Origin of the sequence: Phytohabitans rumicis, assembly GCF_011764445.1 — a bacterium.
GTDB lineage: Bacteria > Actinomycetota > Actinomycetes > Mycobacteriales > Micromonosporaceae > Phytohabitans > Phytohabitans rumicis.
The window spans coordinates 8,840,879-8,857,754 of record NZ_BLPG01000001.1 but is presented as its reverse complement, the minus strand read 5'-3'; the positions used below and the strand labels follow the sequence as shown (position 1 = coordinate 8,857,754).

At 73.1% G+C, this 16,876-nt stretch carries 13 protein-coding genes and 1 pseudogene; 7 read left to right on the top strand and 7 right to left on the bottom strand.

Annotated elements, in window-relative coordinates:
* The first annotated feature begins 14 nt into the window (after window positions 1-14).
* On the top strand, window positions 15-851 hold the full coding sequence (locus tag Prum_RS40105; protein ID WP_218577588.1) for an EamA family transporter: 837 nt from the start codon (window positions 15-17) through the stop codon (window positions 849-851).
* Here Prum_RS40105 and Prum_RS40100 read toward each other — a convergent pair.
* Both Prum_RS40100 and Prum_RS40095 read right to left on the bottom strand, forming a co-directional pair.
* Window positions 786-1,352 (bottom strand): CGNR zinc finger domain-containing protein, encoded by a 567-nt coding sequence (locus Prum_RS40100; protein ID WP_173082181.1) that lies wholly within the window; start codon window positions 1,350-1,352, stop codon window positions 786-788. The genes Prum_RS40105 and Prum_RS40100 overlap by 66 nt on opposite strands.
* Window positions 1,353-1,522: 170 nt before the next feature.
* A pseudogene (locus Prum_RS40095) lies at window positions 1,523-2,209 on the bottom strand (alpha/beta fold hydrolase); the annotation flags it as partial.
* Window positions 2,210-2,318: 109 nt separating this feature from the next.
* On the opposite strand from Prum_RS40095, the gene Prum_RS40090 reads away from it, so the two are divergent.
* The 4 genes from Prum_RS40090 to Prum_RS40075 are packed head-to-tail and all read left to right on the top strand — an operon-like array spanning window position 2,319 to window position 8,422.
* The gene (locus Prum_RS40090; RefSeq protein WP_173082179.1) at window positions 2,319-3,128 is read left to right on the top strand and encodes a PaaX family transcriptional regulator; all 810 of its coding nucleotides are present in this window, start codon (window positions 2,319-2,321) and stop codon (window positions 3,126-3,128) included.
* A gap of 23 nt (window positions 3,129-3,151) precedes the next feature.
* The gene (locus tag Prum_RS40085) at window positions 3,152-4,738 is read left to right on the top strand and encodes an FAD-dependent monooxygenase (RefSeq protein WP_173082177.1); all 1,587 of its coding nucleotides are present in this window, start codon (window positions 3,152-3,154) and stop codon (window positions 4,736-4,738) included.
* Entirely contained in the window at window positions 4,735-6,798 is a 2,064-nt protein-coding gene (locus tag Prum_RS40080) for an acetate--CoA ligase family protein (protein ID WP_218577587.1), read from the top strand. Before Prum_RS40085 ends, Prum_RS40080 begins: the two co-directional genes overlap by 4 nt.
* Window positions 6,779-8,422, top strand: a complete 1,644-nt coding sequence (locus Prum_RS40075) for a (2,3-dihydroxybenzoyl)adenylate synthase (protein WP_173082175.1) — start codon at window positions 6,779-6,781, stop codon at window positions 8,420-8,422. The genes Prum_RS40080 and Prum_RS40075 overlap by 20 nt, the downstream gene beginning before the upstream one ends.
* Here the strand turns inward: Prum_RS40075 and Prum_RS40070 are convergent.
* The 4 genes from Prum_RS40070 to Prum_RS40055 form a co-directional block, all read right to left on the bottom strand.
* Complete coding sequence (locus Prum_RS40070) at window positions 8,415-9,653, bottom strand: M50 family metallopeptidase (RefSeq protein ID WP_173082173.1); 1,239 nt, start codon at window positions 9,651-9,653, stop codon at window positions 8,415-8,417. The two genes, Prum_RS40075 and Prum_RS40070, sit on opposite strands and share 8 nt — an antisense overlap.
* Window positions 9,654-9,716: 63 nt before the next feature.
* Window positions 9,717-10,118, bottom strand: coding sequence for a PLD nuclease N-terminal domain-containing protein (locus Prum_RS40065; RefSeq protein ID WP_173082171.1), 402 nt, complete (start codon window positions 10,116-10,118; stop codon window positions 9,717-9,719).
* A 41-nt stretch (window positions 10,119-10,159) separates the two neighbouring features.
* Window positions 10,160-11,206 (bottom strand): S66 peptidase family protein, encoded by a 1,047-nt coding sequence (locus tag Prum_RS40060; RefSeq protein ID WP_281369096.1) that lies wholly within the window; start codon window positions 11,204-11,206, stop codon window positions 10,160-10,162.
* A gap of 18 nt (window positions 11,207-11,224) precedes the next feature.
* Window positions 11,225-11,836, bottom strand: coding sequence for a dihydrofolate reductase family protein (locus Prum_RS40055; protein ID WP_173082167.1), 612 nt, complete (start codon window positions 11,834-11,836; stop codon window positions 11,225-11,227).
* Between the two features lie 168 nt (window positions 11,837-12,004).
* Between Prum_RS40055 and Prum_RS55465 the strand changes: the two genes are divergently transcribed.
* Together Prum_RS55465 and Prum_RS40045 are read left to right on the top strand one after the other, a co-directional pair.
* Window positions 12,005-13,606: a M28 family peptidase gene (locus tag Prum_RS55465; protein ID WP_173082165.1), complete on the top strand. Its 1,602-nt coding sequence runs from the start codon at window positions 12,005-12,007 to the stop codon at window positions 13,604-13,606.
* Window positions 13,607-13,677: 71 nt separating this feature from the next.
* Window positions 13,678-14,808: a hypothetical protein gene (locus tag Prum_RS40045; RefSeq protein ID WP_173082163.1), complete on the top strand. Its 1,131-nt coding sequence runs from the start codon at window positions 13,678-13,680 to the stop codon at window positions 14,806-14,808.
* Window positions 14,809-15,740: 932 nt separating this feature from the next.
* Here Prum_RS40045 and Prum_RS55950 read toward each other — a convergent pair.
* The gene (locus tag Prum_RS55950; protein WP_503826948.1) at window positions 15,741-16,199 is read right to left on the bottom strand and encodes an FtsX-like permease family protein; all 459 of its coding nucleotides are present in this window, start codon (window positions 16,197-16,199) and stop codon (window positions 15,741-15,743) included.
* Between the last annotated feature and the right edge of the window lie 677 nt (window positions 16,200-16,876).

Here is a 16,876-nt window from a genome sequence, read left to right as displayed (position 1 = left end):
GAACACTGGGCGCCATGAACGTGCTCGGTGGGGTGGCCACCATGATCGCCAGCGGCGGCAGCAACCAGATCGGTGCCGCGATCGGCGCCCGCGCGTTCGGTTCGATCGGGCCCGCCGGCGTGGTCGCGGTACGGCAGTTCGTGGCCGCCGCCGTGCTGCTGCCCGTGGCCCGGCCGGACGTGCGTCGCTTCACCTGGGGCCAGTGGTGGCCGACGCTGCTGCTCGGGCTGGTCTTCGCCACCATGAACCTGAGCCTCTACACCGCCGTCGACCGCATCGGTCTCGGCCTCGCGGTGACGCTGGAGTTCCTCGGCCCGCTGGCCGTCGCGCTGGCCGGCTCGCGTACCCGGATGGATTTGCTCTGCGCGGTCGGCGCCGCCGCCGGCGTGTACGTCCTGGTCCTGCCCGGCGGCAGCAGCGACTACCTCGGCGTCGGCCTGGGCCTGCTGGCCGCCGCCTGCTGGGCGGCCTACATCCTGCTCAACCGGCTGCTCGGCGCGCGGCTGCCCGGCCTGCAGGCGCCCGCCGCCGCGACCGCCGTGTCGGCCACCCTCTACCTGCCGGTCGCGGTGTTCCTGATCGCTCAGGGCCGCGTGGACGCCACCGGCATCCTGTACGCCGTGGCCGCCGGCGTCTTCAGCTCGGTCATCCCGTACGCCGCCGACCTGGTCGCCCTGCGCCGCGTCCCACCGCGCTTCTTCGGCCTGGTGATGAGCATCCACCCCGTACTGGCCGCCCTGGCCGGCTGGGCCATCCTGGCCCAGTCCCTAGCCGGGCACGAGTGGCTAGGCATCGCGATGGTCGTCGCCGCGAACACCGTCGCCGTCGCCGTGTCCAACCGTCGATCTTGAGCGATGCGCGGCGACGTTCACGCGGTTGGCGCAGGCGAGGGAGCAGAAGCGCCGGCGGCCGTTGCGGGACGTGTCGACGTACACCATGGCGCAGCCGGACCTGTCGCAGCGCCCCAGGCGCTGCCCGCCCGCTCCGCACAGCGCCACCGCCAGCCCGCCCGCGACGGCGGCCTTGATCCGCGCGACCGGGTCCTCGGTGCCGGTGATGTAGTGCAGGTGCGGCGGGTGCCCGTCGTGCGCCGAGACGCGTACCGAGGTGGTGGCCTCGGCCAGCAGCTCGTTGACCAGGCGGGTCTGCCGCGCCCGGTCGCGCTCGCCGAACACCGGCCGGACCCGGTCGACCCAGGCATCGAGCGCGCGGGCCTGGGTCGCGTCGAGCTTGCGGCTGGTCATCTCGTGCTCGGTCAGCATCCGCTCCAGCGCCGGCGGGCTGACGTCGTCGGCGTTGGCGAGCGCGGCGGCCAGGAACGCGCCGGTGCCACCGTAATGGTTGAACTGCACAAGACCATTACAGCACGCTGGAACGCATGGAGTTCTGCGACAGCTGCGGGCACCCGACGGCGCTCGCCGAGACGGAGTCGGCGCACCACACGTCCCAGGGGCTGGTCCGATACCGCCGATGCGCCTGCGGCCACCGCTGGGTGGAGCTCGCCCCTTCCTGCCCAGACCGGTCAGGCTTTGAGGAGGGCGGCGGCGAGCTCGGCGGGGCGGGTGAACTGGGCCTCGTGGCTGCCGGGCGTCTCGATCACGGGCACGTCGCCGAGCCGCTCCGGGAAGCGCGGCGTCCAGCCCCACTCGCCCGGCGGCAGCGCCAGGTCGTCGACGCTGATCACGTAGCTGGCCGGTACGCCCAGCGCGGCCGGGTCGATCGGTGCGACCGTCTCGGTGAAGTACCGCAACGGCTGCGGCGTGAGCAGCCCGTGCACCACCCGCTGGAGCTCCTCCCCCGCGTCCTGCATGAACGCCGACACGAACACCTCGTACGGGAAGATCACGCCGTCGTTGCCGGACGCGGCCGCGACCTGCCGGAACATCTCGGCGTAGTGCGGCGGCACCTCCTCGATCAGCGGCACCCCCTCGGCGGGCACGAACGCGCTCCAGTAGACGAGCTTGCGCAGTCGCGAGGCGAGCCGGGGCGCGGCGCCGGTCAGCGGGTAGCCGCCCCAGCTGTGCCCGACCAGGGTCACGTCGCGCAGGTCCTCGCCCTCGACGAGGTCGACCACGAAGTCGGCCACGTCGGCCAGGCTGTGCTCGCGGGGGTCGTCGCCGTCGGCGAGACCCGGCAGGGTCGGGGTGAGTACCCGGTGGCCGGCCGCGCGCAGGTGCTCGGCGACCGGGCGCCAGCTCCAGCCCCGTGGCCGGCACCGGTGATGAGGACGAAGGTCTCCGCCATGATGTTCTCCTTGAAAGGGCCTATCAGGGGTTTATAGTGAAACGTCTGTGGGACGATCGTCAAGAGGATGAAACATGAAGGCACGGTCGCTGGTGTTCGACCTGTTCGGGGACTACCTGCGCTACCGCGGCGGATCGGCCCGGCTGCGCACGCTGATCGCGCTCATGGACTGCTTCGACGTCCCGGAGCCGACCGTCCGGGTCGTGGTCACCCGGCTGCGCAGCGAGGGCTGGCTGGCCTCCACCCGGGACGGCCGGGAGACCGTGTACGCGCTGACGGACACCGCCTGGGAGCTGCTCGACGAGGGCCGGGACCGCATCTTCGCCCGAGCGAAGGGCCCATGGGACGGGCACTGGCACATGGTCATCTACTCGGTGCCCGAGTCCGAGCGGGCCTTGCGCGAGCAGCTGCGCAAGCGCCTGGCCTGGCTCGGCTTCGGCTCGCTCGCATCCGGCGTCTGGCTGAGCCCGCACGACCGCGTGGGCCAGGTCCGGGCCAGCTTCGCCGAGCACCCGGTGGTCCGGATCGACGCGTTCCGGGCGAAGTCCGAGGGGCTCGCCGCCGACCAGGACATGGCCGCCCGCGCGTGGGACCTGAACAGGCTCAACCAGGACTATGTGGACCTGCTGGCGCGCTACCGGCCGCAGGTGCTCGAGTACCGGGCCGGCGAGCGGCACGGCCGGGCGGCGCTGGTCGAGCGCACCCGGTTGATCCACGACTACCGGCTCTTCCCGTTCCGCGACCCGGATCTGCCGCCCGAACTGCTGCCGGCGGGCTGGTCCGGCCGCGCCGCGCACGAGGTCTTCCTGGAGGCGCACGGGCTGCTGCGCGGGCCCGCCGAGGCATACGTCGACGAACTTGTTTCGGAATCTGGACGGCCGTAGCTCGGACGTTATATGTTGGGTCGGTGACCAGCATCGCGGTGATCGGCGGCGGCCCCGGCGGCCTATTCTTCGCCACGCTGATCCGGCAGGCCGACCCGTCGGTCGAGGTGACGGTCTTCGAGCGCAACCGCGCCGACGACGCGTTCGGGTTCGGCGTGGTCTTCTCCGACCGGACCCTCGCCGGCATCCACGAGGCCGACCCGGTGCTGCGCGAGGCGCTGGACGCGCACGGCCGGCACTGGGACGACATCGAGGTGCGCGTCAAGGGCGAGCGGATCCGCTGCGGCGGCAACGGCATGGCCGCGATCGAGCGGCGCACCCTCCTGGCGCTGATGCAGGCCCGCGCCGTCGAGGTCGGCGCCCAACTGCGCTTCCGCACCGAGGTCGACCCCACCAACCTCACCGGGTACGACCTGGTCGTGGCCGCCGACGGCGCCGGCTCCCGCACCCGGGAGAGCCTGGCCGGGCTGGAGTCCACTGTGGAGACCGCCACGGCCAGGTTCATCTGGTTCGGCACCGACTACCTCTTCGACGGCCTCACCTTCGTCCACGAGCGCGGCCCGCACGGGGTCTTCGCGGTGCACGGCTACCCCATCAGCGAACGGGTGAGCACGTTCATCGTGGAGTGCGACGAGCCGGCGTGGCGGGCGGCGGGCCTGGACGGGTTCGACGCCACCCAGCCGCCCGGCCAAAGCGACCTGGACAGCAAGGAATACCTGGAGAAGCTCTTCGCCGAGCAGATCGACGGGCACCGGCTGCTGGTCAACAACTCCCGCTGGGCCAGCTTCCGCACCCGCCGCACCCGGCGCTGGCACGTGCTGCACCCGCGGCCGGTCGCGCTGCTCGGCGACGCCGTACACACCGCGCACTTCTCGGTCGGCTCCGGCACGAAGATGGCCATGGAGGACGCGATCGCGCTCAGCGCCGCCCTCGTGGCGCACGGCTACGACCTGGCGGCGGCGCTGCCCGCGTACGAGGCCGCGGCCCACCCGTCGGTGCGCGCGATCCAGGACTCGGCGCGCCCGAGCCTGGGCTGGTGGGAGCGCTTCGGCGAGTACCACGACGCCTTCGAGCCGTGGCAGTTCGCCTACCACTTCCTGTCCCGCAGCATCACCGACGCGCGGCTGGCCCGCCGGGCCCCGGACTTCGTCCGCGCCAGCCACGACCGGTGGCGCGCCAACCACGGCGCCGAGCCGCTGGCCAGCCCGCTCCGGCTCGCCGGCCAGACGCTGCCCGGCCGCGCGCTCGTGGTGACCCGGCAAACCGCCCGGCTGCCCGGCGCCGACCTGCCGCTGCTCGACGGCGGCGACCCGGCCGGGCCGGCGTGGGGCGCCTGGTTCGCCGCGCCGGACGACGAAGCCGGGCTGCCCGCCGCCGAGGCGAGACTGTCCACTGTGGTGGCATCCGGGCCGGTGCTGGTGGCGGTGCACGGCGGCACCGCGTACACCCGGGCCCGGCTCACCGAGCAGGTCCGGCTGCGGCATCGCGTTCCCGCGCTGCTGGTCGACGACGGCCTGGACCGCGATCGCGCGGTGACCGCGCTGCTGTCCGGCCGGGCCGACCTCGTCGGCGCCGCCGCCGACACCGTGGCCTCCTGGGCGGGACCGTGAGCCTTGTGCCGCTGTTCGCGCCGCGCGGCGTCGCGGTGGTCGGCGCGTCGCGCGACCCGGCCAAGCTCGGTGCCGCACTGGCCCGCTCGCTGCGCCCCTTTCCCGGGTACGTCGGCCTGGTCAACGCCCGCGAGCCGCGACCGGCCGACGGCGTGTACGCCACGGTCCGCGACGCCGCCGCGCAGGGCCCGCTGGACCTGGCGATGATCTGCCTGCCGGCGCCCGCCTGCGCCCCCGCGCTGGCCGAGGCCGCCGCGGCGGGCGCCCGGGCGGCGATCGTCTACGGCGGCGGGTTCGCCGAGGCGGGCCCGGACGGCGCCACGCACCAGCGCGAGCTGTCGGCCGTGGCCACCGACACCGGGGTACGCCTGCTCGGGCCCAACACGTCCGGTTTCCTCGCCCCCGGGCACGGCCTGACCGCGAGCTTCGTGCCCGGGGCGGCCGCGGTGCCCGCCGGCCGGATCGCGGTCGTGGCCGCCAGCGGCGGGGTCAACCACGCGCTGGCGTTCCTGCTCGCCGAGGCCGGGCACGGGGTGAGCCTCGCGGTCGGGCTCGGCAACGGCGCCGACGTCGCCGCCGCCGACGTCCTCGACCACCTGGCCGGCACGCCGGACACCGCCACGGTCGCGCTGCACGTGGAGTCGGTCCCCGACGGGCGGCGGCTGGTCGAATCCGTCGCGCGGCTGGCCGCCACCCGGCCGGTCGTGGCGCTCGTCGTCGGCCGGCACGAGATCGGCGCGTTCGCGGCGTCGCACACCGGGGCGCTGGCCACCTCGTGGCGTACCGCCCGGGCCGCGCTCGCCCAGGCCGGCGCCGTGCTGGTGGACGACGAGCGGGAGCTGGTCGACGCCGTCTCCGCCCTGGCCCTGACCCGGCTGCAACCGGCGGCCGCCCCCGGCGTCGGCGTGGTGACCGCCCAGGCCGGGCCGGGCCTGCTGCTCCTGGACGACCTGCGCGGGCGCGGCGCGCGGGTGCCGGAGCTGACCGCCGCGACCCGCGACGAGTTGGCGACCGTGCTGCCGCCGCTGACCTACCAGCGCAACCCGGTGGATACCGGCCGGCCGGGGCCCGGTTTCGCGCGGGTGCTCACCACCGTCGCCGCGGACCCCGGTGTGGACCTGGTCGCCGGGTACGCCCTCGCCGAGCCCGACGCGTTCGACCTGGTGGCGGCCGTGGCGGCGGCGGGCGACGCACCGCTGGTCTTCGGCGTCGGCGGCGCCGGACCGGACGTCCAGCGCATCCGCCGCGAGCTGGTGGCGCGCGGCGTGCCCGCGGCCGTGGACCCGACCGGGGTGGCGGCCATGGTGGGTGCCCTGATCACCGACGCCCGAGCCCGCCGCGATCCGGAGACCCCGGCACCCGCCGGCCACATCGTGGAGGTCGGCTCCGGACCCTTCGACGAGGACCGGGCCAAGGCCCTGCTGGAACGCCTCGGCGTGGCCACGATGCCGCGCCGCGCCTGCGCCGACCGCGCCGCCGCCCACCGGGCCCTAGCCGACCTGCCCGGCCCGGTCGCGGTGAAGCTGCTGGACGCGGCCGTCCTGCACAAGACCGACATCGGCGGGGTACGCCTCGGCGTCGCCACCCCGGACCAGCTCGACGCCGCCCTCGACGCGCTGGAGGCGGCCGGCGCCCGGCGGTTCCTCGTCGAGGCGATGGCACCGGACGGCGTCGACCTGGTGGTCGGCGCGCGCCGCGACCCGGACTTCGGCCCGCTGGTGCTCTGCGGCCTCGGCGGCACCATCGCCGAGGCCCTCGCCGACGTGGCGCTGCGGCTGGCCCCGCTGAGCCGGGCGCAGGCCGCCGCCATGCCGAACGAGCTGGCCGGCCGGGCGCTGCTGGACGGCTGGCGCGGCGGGCCGGCCCTGGACCGGGACGCCCTGGCCACGGTGCTGGTGGCCCTCGGCGACCTGCTGCACGCCCATCCCACGCTCACCGACATCGAGATCAACCCGCTCCGGCTGACCGCGCAGGGCCTCATCGCCCTGGACGCCGTGGTCGTGGCGGACACCGCGCTTGCCCAAGAGCTGGAGACACCCGATGGCCACACCGATTGCTGACGGCACCGTCCCCTGGCCGGACGCGGACGCCGCCCGATACGTCGCGGCCGGCTACTGGACCGGTGCGCCGCTGGGCGACCTGCTACGCGCCGCCGCGGACCGTACGCCCCGGGCCCTGGCCCTGGTCGACGGCGACGTGAGCCTGAGCTACGCCGAGCTGCTCGACCGGATCGACGCCGCCGCCGGCCGCCTGCTCGACCTGGGCCTTGTCGCCGGCGACCGCATCCTGGTCCAGCTGGCGAACGGGTGGGAGTTCGTCGTGCTCACCGGCGCCTGCCTGCGGTCCGGCATCGTGCCGGTGATGGCACTGCCCGGGCACCGCCGCACCGAGCTCGCCTACCTGGCCCGGCACGCCGAGGCCGCCGCGATCGCCGTACCGGACCGGCTGCGGGACTTCGACCACCAGGCGCTCGCGCACGAGCTGGCCGGCGAGGTGACGGGCCCCTGGCATGTGCTGGTGGCCGGTGACTTCGTCGCGCCGGGCAGCGTGGACCTGCGCGCGCTGTGCACCCCGGGCGCCTCGCCGACACCGGCCCTTCCGCCTCCGCACAGCCGCGACGTCGCCGTCTTCCTGCTCTCCGGCGGCACCACCGGACTGCCCAAGCTGATCGCCCGTACGCACGACGACTACGCGTACAACGCGCGGGCCAGCGCCGCGGTCAGCGGGGTCGACGCCGGCACCGTATACCTGGTGAGCCTGCCGGCCGGGCACAACTTCCCACTGGCCTGCCCGGGGATCCTGGGCACCCTGTTGGCCGGCGGCACCGTCGTCATGCTCCCCTCCCCCGAGCCGGCCCGGGCGTTCGCCACGATCGCCGCGCGGGGTGTCACGCACACCGCGGTGGTGCCCGCCGTCGCCGGCCGCTGGCTGGAGCACGCCGAGACGCACGGCGCCGCCGAGCTGGCGTCGCTGCGGGTGCTGCAGGTGGGCGGGGCACGCCTCGCCGACGAGCTGGCCCGCCGGGTCCGGCCGGTCCTCGGCGCGCGCCTGCAGCAGGTCTTCGGGATGGCCGAGGGCCTGCTCAACTACACCCGGCTGGACGACCCCGAGGACGTCATCTGCACCACCCAGGGCCGCCCGATGTGCCCCGACGACGAGGTACGCCTGGTCGACGAGGCCGACCGGGACGTGCCCGAGGGCGCGCCCGGCTCGCTGCTGACCCGGGGGCCGTACACGCCGCGCGGCTACTACCGCGCCGCCGAGCAGAACGCCCGCGCGTTCACCGCCGACGGCTGGTACCGCAGCGGCGACATCTGCCGGCGTACCCCGGAGGGCAATCTCGTGGTCGAAGGGCGCGACAAGGACATGATCAACCGGGGCGGCGAGAAGATCTCCGCCGAGGAGGTGGAGAACCTCATCTACCAGCTGCCCGGGATCAGCCAGGTCGCCGCCGTCGCCATGCCCGACCGGGAGCTGGGCGAGCGGGTCTGCGTCTACGTCGTACCGCAGCCGGGGCACACGCCGCGGCTCGACGCGATCCGGCTCGGCATGGAGGCGATGGGGATCGCGCGGTTCAAGCTGCCCGAGCGCCTCGTGCTCGTCGACGAGCTGGCCACCACCAAGGTCGGCAAGGTGGACAAGAAGGCGCTGCGTGCCGACATCGCGGCCCGGCTCGTCACCTGATGGTGATGGGGTTGACGACGTCGGCGGTCACCGTCAGGAGCGTGAAGGCTCCGCCGATCAGGATGACCGCGTACGTCAGCGGCATCATCTTCAGGTAGTCCACCCGGCCCGGATCCGGCCTGCCCAGCCGGGCCGCGACCCAGGAACGTGCCCGCTCGAACCAGGCGATGGCGATGTGACCACCGTCGAGCGGCAGCAGCGGCAGCAGGTTGAAGAAGCCCATGAACACGTTCAGCCCAATGAAGATCATCAACACCGTGGACCAGAGGCCCAGCGACGCCGCCTCGCCGCCGAGCAGGCTGACACCCACCACGCTGACCGGGGTGTCCGGGTCGCGCTCGGCGCCGGTGATGGAGCGCCACAGCGCCGGCACCTTCGACGGGATCCGCTTGGCCGCCTCGTAGGTCTGCCCGGCCATCCAGCCCGAGTACTCCACGGTCGCCCCGAAGGCACCGATCGGCCCGAAGGTGACCTCCCGCGGAGCGGAGACGTGCAGGCCCACGCCCAGGGCGGCCACGGTGCCGACCGGACCGGTCGGGTTGTCCAGCGGCGCCCGCCGCACCGCGCTCAGGTCCACCCGCACCGTGCCGGGCTGCCCGTCACGCGTGTAGGCCACCGACGCCGGCCCCGGCGTGGTCTGCCGGATCACCCGGAGCATGTCGGCGTACGTCGCGATCGGCACCCCGTTGACGGCGGTGAGCACGTCGCCGTCACGCAGCCCGGCAGACTTGGCCGGCGACACCGGGTCGGTGGGGGCGCACGCCCGGACCGCGTCCGCCGTGACACAGTCGCCGACCACGATCGCGGCCGGTTGGGCGGCGAGCTCGGCCTGGGTCTGCGGATAGTCGAGGTTGGGCACGCCGACGAACGCGGCCGCGAACCAGAGGCCGACGATCGCCAGCAGGAACTGCATCGTCACACCCGAGGCCATCACGACGGTCCGCTTCCACACCGGAAACCGCCACATCACCCGGTGCTGGTCCGCCGGGGCCACGTCGTCGTCCGCCGGCGTCATCCCGACGATCTTGCAGAAGCCCCCGAGCGGGATCGCCTTCAAGCCGTACTCGGTCCCGCCCCGGCGCCACGAGAAGATCGTCGGCCCGTAACCGACGAAGTACTGCGTGACACGCATCCCGAAACGCTTCGCCGTGATCAGGTGCCCGGCCTCGTGCAGGCTCACCGAGACGAGAATGGCCAGCGCAAAGGCCATCGTGAACAGCACCCTCGACATCAAGTTCCCTTCGCGGCCCGGCGACGCTGTCGCACAACGCCTGGAAAGGTACCCGACGTCCGGTCAGGACGGTTCGCTCTCGCCGTCCTGACGGCGCAGGTCTTCCTCGCGCCGGCGCAGGTCGGCCTCCCACTTGCGGAAGAGTTCGTCGTCGTCACGCCGCTCGCGGGACTTGCCGCGCAGGAACTCGGGGTCGTCGTCCGGGGCGACCGGGCGCGGCCGCTCGTACTCGGGGAATCCGCTGCCGGGCTTCCACGCGCCGGCCCGGCCGGCCCGCTGGTGCTGCGGGCGCCCGGCGACGAACCACACGATCGGGCCGATGGGCGGGAAGAGCAGGATGATGAATACCCACGCCACCTTCGGCAGGTTCCGTACCGCGAACTCCTCGGTGGACAGGCAGTCGATCAGCGCGACAACGACCAGGATCAGGTCGATGAGGAACAGCAGGCCGTAGAGACGAATCACGCCGGACATCTTGCCGCAAGATCAGGCAAACGTGTGCCCCGTCAGAAGTGGGCGGTGATCCGGCGGGCCGGGCCGTCGACGGTGACCAGCCCTCCGTACGGCAGGATCCACTGGGGATCGGTGTGGCCGAGGTCCACATCGAACACCACCATCGCGGACGCGTTGTAGCGGTCCAGGGCGCGCAGGATCGCGGCGCGCTGGTCGGCCCGGTACCGCTCCCGCTCGGCCGGCTCGGTCCGGCGTTCCAGGCTGCTGGCCTTGGCCGTGCCGACCACGATCGCCGGAAACTGCTCCAGCAGGCCGCGCTCGCCGGCGTTGCGCAGCATCCGGTACACCTCGGCGGCCGGCGGCATCTCCTCGGAGGTCTCCAGTAGCAACACGCAGCCGGCGTAGTCGCCGGCGGGGCGGATCCACCGGTTGGCGGCGAGGTTCCAGTGCAGGATCTCCAGGTTGCCGCCCCAGGTCGGCGCGGTCACCACCCGGTCCGGCTGGTGCCAGCTCCAGCCGGGCGCCGCCGCTGTCGGCGACGGGGTGTCCAGCGACGCCGGCTCGTTCCAGTCCAGCTCCTCCTCGCTGAACACGTCGACCTCGTGCAGCGCCAGGTCTTCCCGCCCGAACAGGGCCGCCCGCAGCGACGCCGCCGACACCGGGTGCGGCCCGCCGACCCGGCCGAGGTGCATCATGGTCGATCCGCCGTGATAGCTGACCACGCCCTGGTTCCACAGCCAGTTGAGCAGGTTGGTGTTGTCGCTGAAGCCGCAGAAGGGCTTCGGGTCGCCGGTCACCACCGCCGGGTCCAGGAACGGCAGGACGGTCAGCTGGTCGTCGCCGCCGATGCTCGCCAGGACCGCACGCACGCCCGGGTCGGCGAACGCGGCCATCAGGTCGGCCGCCCGATCCTCGGGTGCGGCGCCCAGGCGGCGGGTGGTCGGGTACTCCACCGGCTCCAGGCCGAAGTCGTCCCGCAGCCGTCGCATCGCCCGTTCGTGGATGGCCGGGAACATGCCCGGCGCGGCGAACGAGGGCGACACGACGGCGACGCGATCGCCGGCGGACAGCTTTCGTGGCACGGTGAGGTCAGGGCGCACGCCGCCCATCTAACACGGTCAGAAGTCCACCGTGCCGTACTCCGGGGCGCCGGCCAGGTCGAGGGTCTGCACCGTGACGCCGGCCGGGGTGCTGCGCACCGCGGACAGGCGGAACTTCGCCGGGGTACGTCCCTCGGCGAACAGGCGCAGGCCCGTGCCGAGCACCACCGGGAAGACGATGAGCCGGATCGTGTCGATGAGCCCCGCGTCGAACAGCGTCTGCGCCAGCGCGCCGCTGCCGTGGATCTGCAGCTCGCGACCGGGCTGCTCCTTGAGCTTGGCGACCTCCGCCACCACGTCGCCGCCGAGGACGGTGCTGTTGTTCCAGTCCGCCCGCGTCAGGGTGCGGGAGGCGACGTACTTGGGCAGGGTGTTGAGGCGGCTGGCGATCGGGTCGTCCGGGTCGGGAAAGTTCGGCCAGCTCCCGGCGAAGATCTCGTACGTGCGGCGGCCGAGCACGAACGCGTCGACCTCGTCGAACACGCCGCTCATGAACTGGCCCAGCTCCTCGTCGAAGAACGGGACCAGCCAGCCGCCCTGGGTGAAGCCGTCGCGCGGGTCCTCGGTCGGGCCGCCCGGCCCCTGGCAGACGCCGTCGAGGGTGACAAATTCGGTCAATGTCAGTCTCATGCCCCTAAGACTTACCAGCCCCACGGGACTCATCGGCGCCAAGCGAGATTTCCTGTGACGAGCTAGGGACAGAACGTGATGATCTTGGTCGCTCGCGCCTAGATTCTGAGATGTCGTTGCACATTCCCCGAGAGATCGTTCCACATTCCCCGAGAGAGAGGACACACCGTGGTGACTCGCTCGTTACGACGACGCCTCGGCGCGACCGCTGCCGTGGCGATGTTGCTGGGGACGTTCGCCGTCGCGTCACCCGCGCAGGCGACCTCCAGCAAGGTCAACCCTGACAAACTAGCCAAATCCGTCACGCTCGCGGGCGTCCTGCGGCACCTCGTGGCGCTTCAGGCGTTCGCCTCGCTCAACGGCGGCACCCGCGCGTCGGGCAGCCCCGGCTTCGACCGGAGCGCCGACTACGTGGCGACCCTGATGCGGCTCGCCGGCTACCGCGTCACCCGCCAACCGTTCCAGTTCAACTTCTGCGAGGACACCGGCTCGTCGTTCGCGCAGAACTCGCCCACCCCGACGACGTACGTCGACCAGGTCGACTACGACGTGCTGGACTGCTCCGGCGACGGCACGGCCGCCGGGCTGGTGGTCCCCGTCGACCTCGTGCTCACCACGCCGAACGCCAGCTCGTCGGGCTGCGAGGCGACCGACTTCACACCCGCGGTCAACGGCAACATCGCGCTGGTGCAGCGCGGCACCTGCCCGTTCGGGCAGAAGGCCGCGAACGCCGAGGCGGCTGGCGCGACCGGCGTTATCATCATGAACCAAGGCAATACGACCGGCCCGGACCGCCAGGACCTGTTCTTCGGCACCCTGGGCAACCCGGTCGGCATCCCGGCCATCTCGGTGTCGTACCCGATGGGTGTCGCGTTCGCCGGCACCGCGAACCTCAACGTGACGATCACGACCGAGACGATCGCCGAGGTCCGCAACACGGAGAACGTGATCGCCGAGTCCCGGTACGGCGACCCGAACGAGGTCGTGATGTCCGGTGCCCACCTCGACTCCGTGCCGGCCGGCGCGGGCATCAACGACAACGGATCCGGCAGCGCCGGCATCCTCGAGGTCGCGCTCCAACTGCGCAACGTCAAGACCAAGAACAAGCTCCGCTTCGCCTGGTGGGGCGCCGAGGAGGCCAACCTGGTCGGCTCGACGTTCTACATCAACAACCTGCCGGCGGAGGAGCACGCCAAGATCGCTCTCTACCTCAACTTCGACATGATCGGGTCGCCCAACTACACGTTCGGCGTGTACGACGGCGACGACTCGGCCGCCGAAGGCGCGGGTCCCGGGCCGGCCGGCTCGGCCCAGATCGAGGCCGTCTTCCAGGCGTTCTTCGCCAGGCGCGGTGAAGCCACCGCCGCGTCCGACTTCACCGGACGCTCCGACTACGGCCCGTTCATCGCGACCGGCATCCCGGCCGGCGGCCTGTTCACCGGCGCCGAGGTGCACAAGACCGCGGCGGACGTCGCGCTGTGGGGCGGTGTCGCGGGCGCGCAGTACGACCCGTGCTACCACCAGAAGTGCGACAGCCTGACGCCCGAACGGGACGGCGCCGACGCCGCCCTCTACCGGCAGCTCCGGCGGGAGTACCGGCTGTTCGGCAACGTCAACACGTTCGCGATCGACACGAACGCCGACGCCGTAGCGACGGCCGTCGCCACCTTCGCGAACGACACATCCACCATCCCGCCACGCGTCGTGGCAACGACAGCGGCCCGGTCAGCCCCCGCGGCGACCACCGCTCACGGCCTCTGGCTGGAGTAACTCTGATCGTGAAGGATCCGGGTCGTCATGGCGACTCGGATCCTTCGCGTTCCTTGGTGACTCCTCACGGCATGACGAGACGATCGCGGCGGGTACTGGCCGTCACCGTGCTGGTGCTGGCCACGGCCGCCTGCACCGCGCAGCGGCCCGAGCCCTCGCTCCCAGTCCCCGCGGAAACGGCGCACCTGACCGCCCGCCTCGACGTGCCGGCCGGGTACGCGCCGCTGTCCGTCGAGTTCGCCGACGCCCGGCGCGGGTACGCGCTGTTCGTCCGCTGCGGCGGCGAGCGGTGCGAGGCGCGGCTGTTCGGCACCGAGGACGGCGGCCGGAGCTGGCGGGCACGCACCCACCCCCGGCCGCAGGCGAAGAACCACCAGATCTACGTGGGCGGCGGACCGGTGGTGGTGCTGCTCGCCGAGCCGCACGCCTGGTACGTCTCCCGCACCGGCGCCGCGACCTGGCAATCCCGCCCGTACGACGCCTCGGGCGTGCCGCCGGCCGACTATCACTCCGCGGATGGACAGTTCTACCTGGACTGCCCGGAGAAGGGCGGCTGCGCCTTCCGGGACTGGACCGCGCCGGACTGGCACCAGGACGTACCCGCCGATCTGGACAGCGCCCGGTCGCTCACCAACGGCCGGGACGGGCGCCTCTGGCTGGCCGGCGTGGACGGCGGGCGGGCCGTCACCGCGTACGGCAAGTCCGCCGGCCACTTCACCCCGCTCGCCGTGCCCGAGCAGCCCGGCGGCACGATCTGGAACGCCCGGGTCGCGACCTCCGCGGACGGCCGCGACGTCTGGCTGGTCGCCGACCAGGAGCAGGCGTCGTCCGGCGGCCAGGGTGGTGGTCGGCTCGCCGTACGCCACGCAGCCGCCCGCAAGGGCACCGGCCTCCCGCTGATCTGGCAGCTCCAGGGCGGCTCCTGGGTGCCGCGCCCGATCACCGGCATCACCCAGGAGCGGCGCATGCCGTACGCGGTGGCGCCGGCCGGCGGTGGCCTGCTCGCGATCACCGGGCCCGACGTGTCCGGATACCTCGACGGCGGCGCCTACATCCCCTCCCCGGGCATGCCACGGCTCGACTGGGTGGGCCAGCTCCCGGACGGCACCCTCTACGGCCGCGACAACCAGCCCGGCATGACGTACCTGAGCACCGGCACCGGCGCCCGCCGCACATGGACCGCGGTGAAGGTAACCGCCTAGCTCCCACCCTCCCCCGCCGACCGCCGGCTTCCCCGCCGATCAAGGGCTTTCCCGTCGATCAAGGGCGAATGGTCGTGCTTTGATCTCCGATCCACGGCCGTTTGCCCTTGATCGACGCGAAAGTCCTTGATCGACGCGGGCGGGCTGTGGCGGGGCTGCTGGGCACGACACGCGCGACGGGAGCCCCCAAAAGGGGTCCCCTGTTGGCGGCCCGGACGTGAGGAGGGCGCCCCTATACCCGCCCCGGCGTGAACAGGGCGCCCCTCCTCACGCCACAACACCCAACCAGGGCGCCCGCAAGGCCGGATGGTTGGGGAACCCGGCACAGCGCAAGATGCCTCGCCGGTGGCCGCGCCGTTCCCTGACCACTCGGACGGTAGCCCGATAGCTGCGGTGATCATGAGGTTAGCGTCAGAGCAAACGCTCTCCCCGACGCCAACCTCATGATCACCGCAGGCTGGTGTCGATCTAGGAAGAATCGTGGGTATCGAGTCCGATTTATACCCACGATGCTTCCTAGATCGATTCGATCGCTCGACTTGGTGGGGCAGGGCGGAATCTTGGGCGGCCAAGAACCCTTAACTACCCGGCCATGAGGGCGCCCCACTCACGCAACGGGCGCCGCCCCACCTCCCCCGCGACCCCGCACCTCACCGATCAAGGACTTTCGCGTCGATCAAGGACGAACGGCCGTGGATCGGAGATCAAAGCACGACCATTCGCCCTTGATCGACGGGGAGGCCGGCACGGCGAGAGCGGCACCAGGAGGCCGGCACGAGGAGGGAGCGGCGCGGGGAGGGAGCGGCGCGGGGAGCGGCGCGCGCGGGGAGCGGCGCGCGCGGGGAGCGGCGCGCGCGGGGAGAGGAGGCCGCGGGGAGAGGAGGCCGCGGGGAGAGGAGGCCGCGGGGAGAGGAGGCCGCGGGGATGGAGGGTTACTCGGTGCGGAGGGCGTCGGGGCGGGTGGCGGCGCGGACGAAGGGCAGCGCGGCGACGGTGGCGAGCAGGCAGGCGGTCAGGGCGGTGCCGGCGATGGCCGCGTAGCCGGGCCAGGGCAGGTGGATGCCGGTGGCCGCCGGGTCGGTCGTCACCCGCAGGTACAGCCATGAGGTGGCCGCCGTGACGAGGAGCGCGAGGCCGACGTTGAGCAGCAGCGGCAACGCGGTGTGCAGCAGGAGGCTGCGGCGCAGCAGTCGGGCCGGCGTACCCATGGCGGTGAGCGCGGCGTGCGCCCGCTGGCGTTCGCGGACCGCGTCGGCGGTGGTGACGGCGAGCGACAGCCCACCAGTGAGGATGACGGCGAGCGCGGCGATCAGTGCCGCCTGCCGGTAGCCGTCCGATTCGGAGCGGGCCAGGTCCACCGCCTCCGCCGGCGTGGTCGGCGGCAGGACCATCGCGACCGGGCCGAGGGTGGTGCGGACGGCCTCGACCGTGCCGGGCCGGCCGTCGGTGCTGACCAGCAGCGTCGGGAACCAGCGGCCCGGCGCGTCGTACCCGGGCAGCAGCGCGGGCGGCACGAGCAGGTCGCCCCAGATGGTGAAGCCGTACGAGACGTCCTGCGTCAGGCCGCCGGGCAGGTCCACGGTGTCCACGGTGTTGGGTACGCGGACGATCGGCGCCGCCGGGTCGGACCGTTCCTCGGTCTCGGCGGCCGGTTGCAGCCGGCCGGCGGCGGCGAGGGTCTCGGCGTCGAAGGTGCTGGACGGTAGCCGGTAGACGGTGTCCGGACGGCAGCCGGGCAGGGCGCCCACCACGGCGGCGAGTTGGGTGCAGTCGGCCACGACCGCCGTCACGCCCCGGTCGACGCCGGTGCTGTCGGGCGTGGCCGCGACGCCGGGCGGGCGCAGCGTGACCGAGCGGATCGCGGCGGTCGCGGCGACTCCGGGCAGCGCGCGCAGGGCCGTGGCCGCGCCGTCCGCATCGGAGTCGGCGGCGAGCGTCACGATGACCGTGTGGTCCGGCAGGACGCCGGCCAGGTGGCTGTTGCCGCCCATGCCGCCCGGCGCCAGGATCGGCAGGAACGCGAGCACCCACCCGACCACGACCACCACCAGCGCCGTGCCGGTGACCG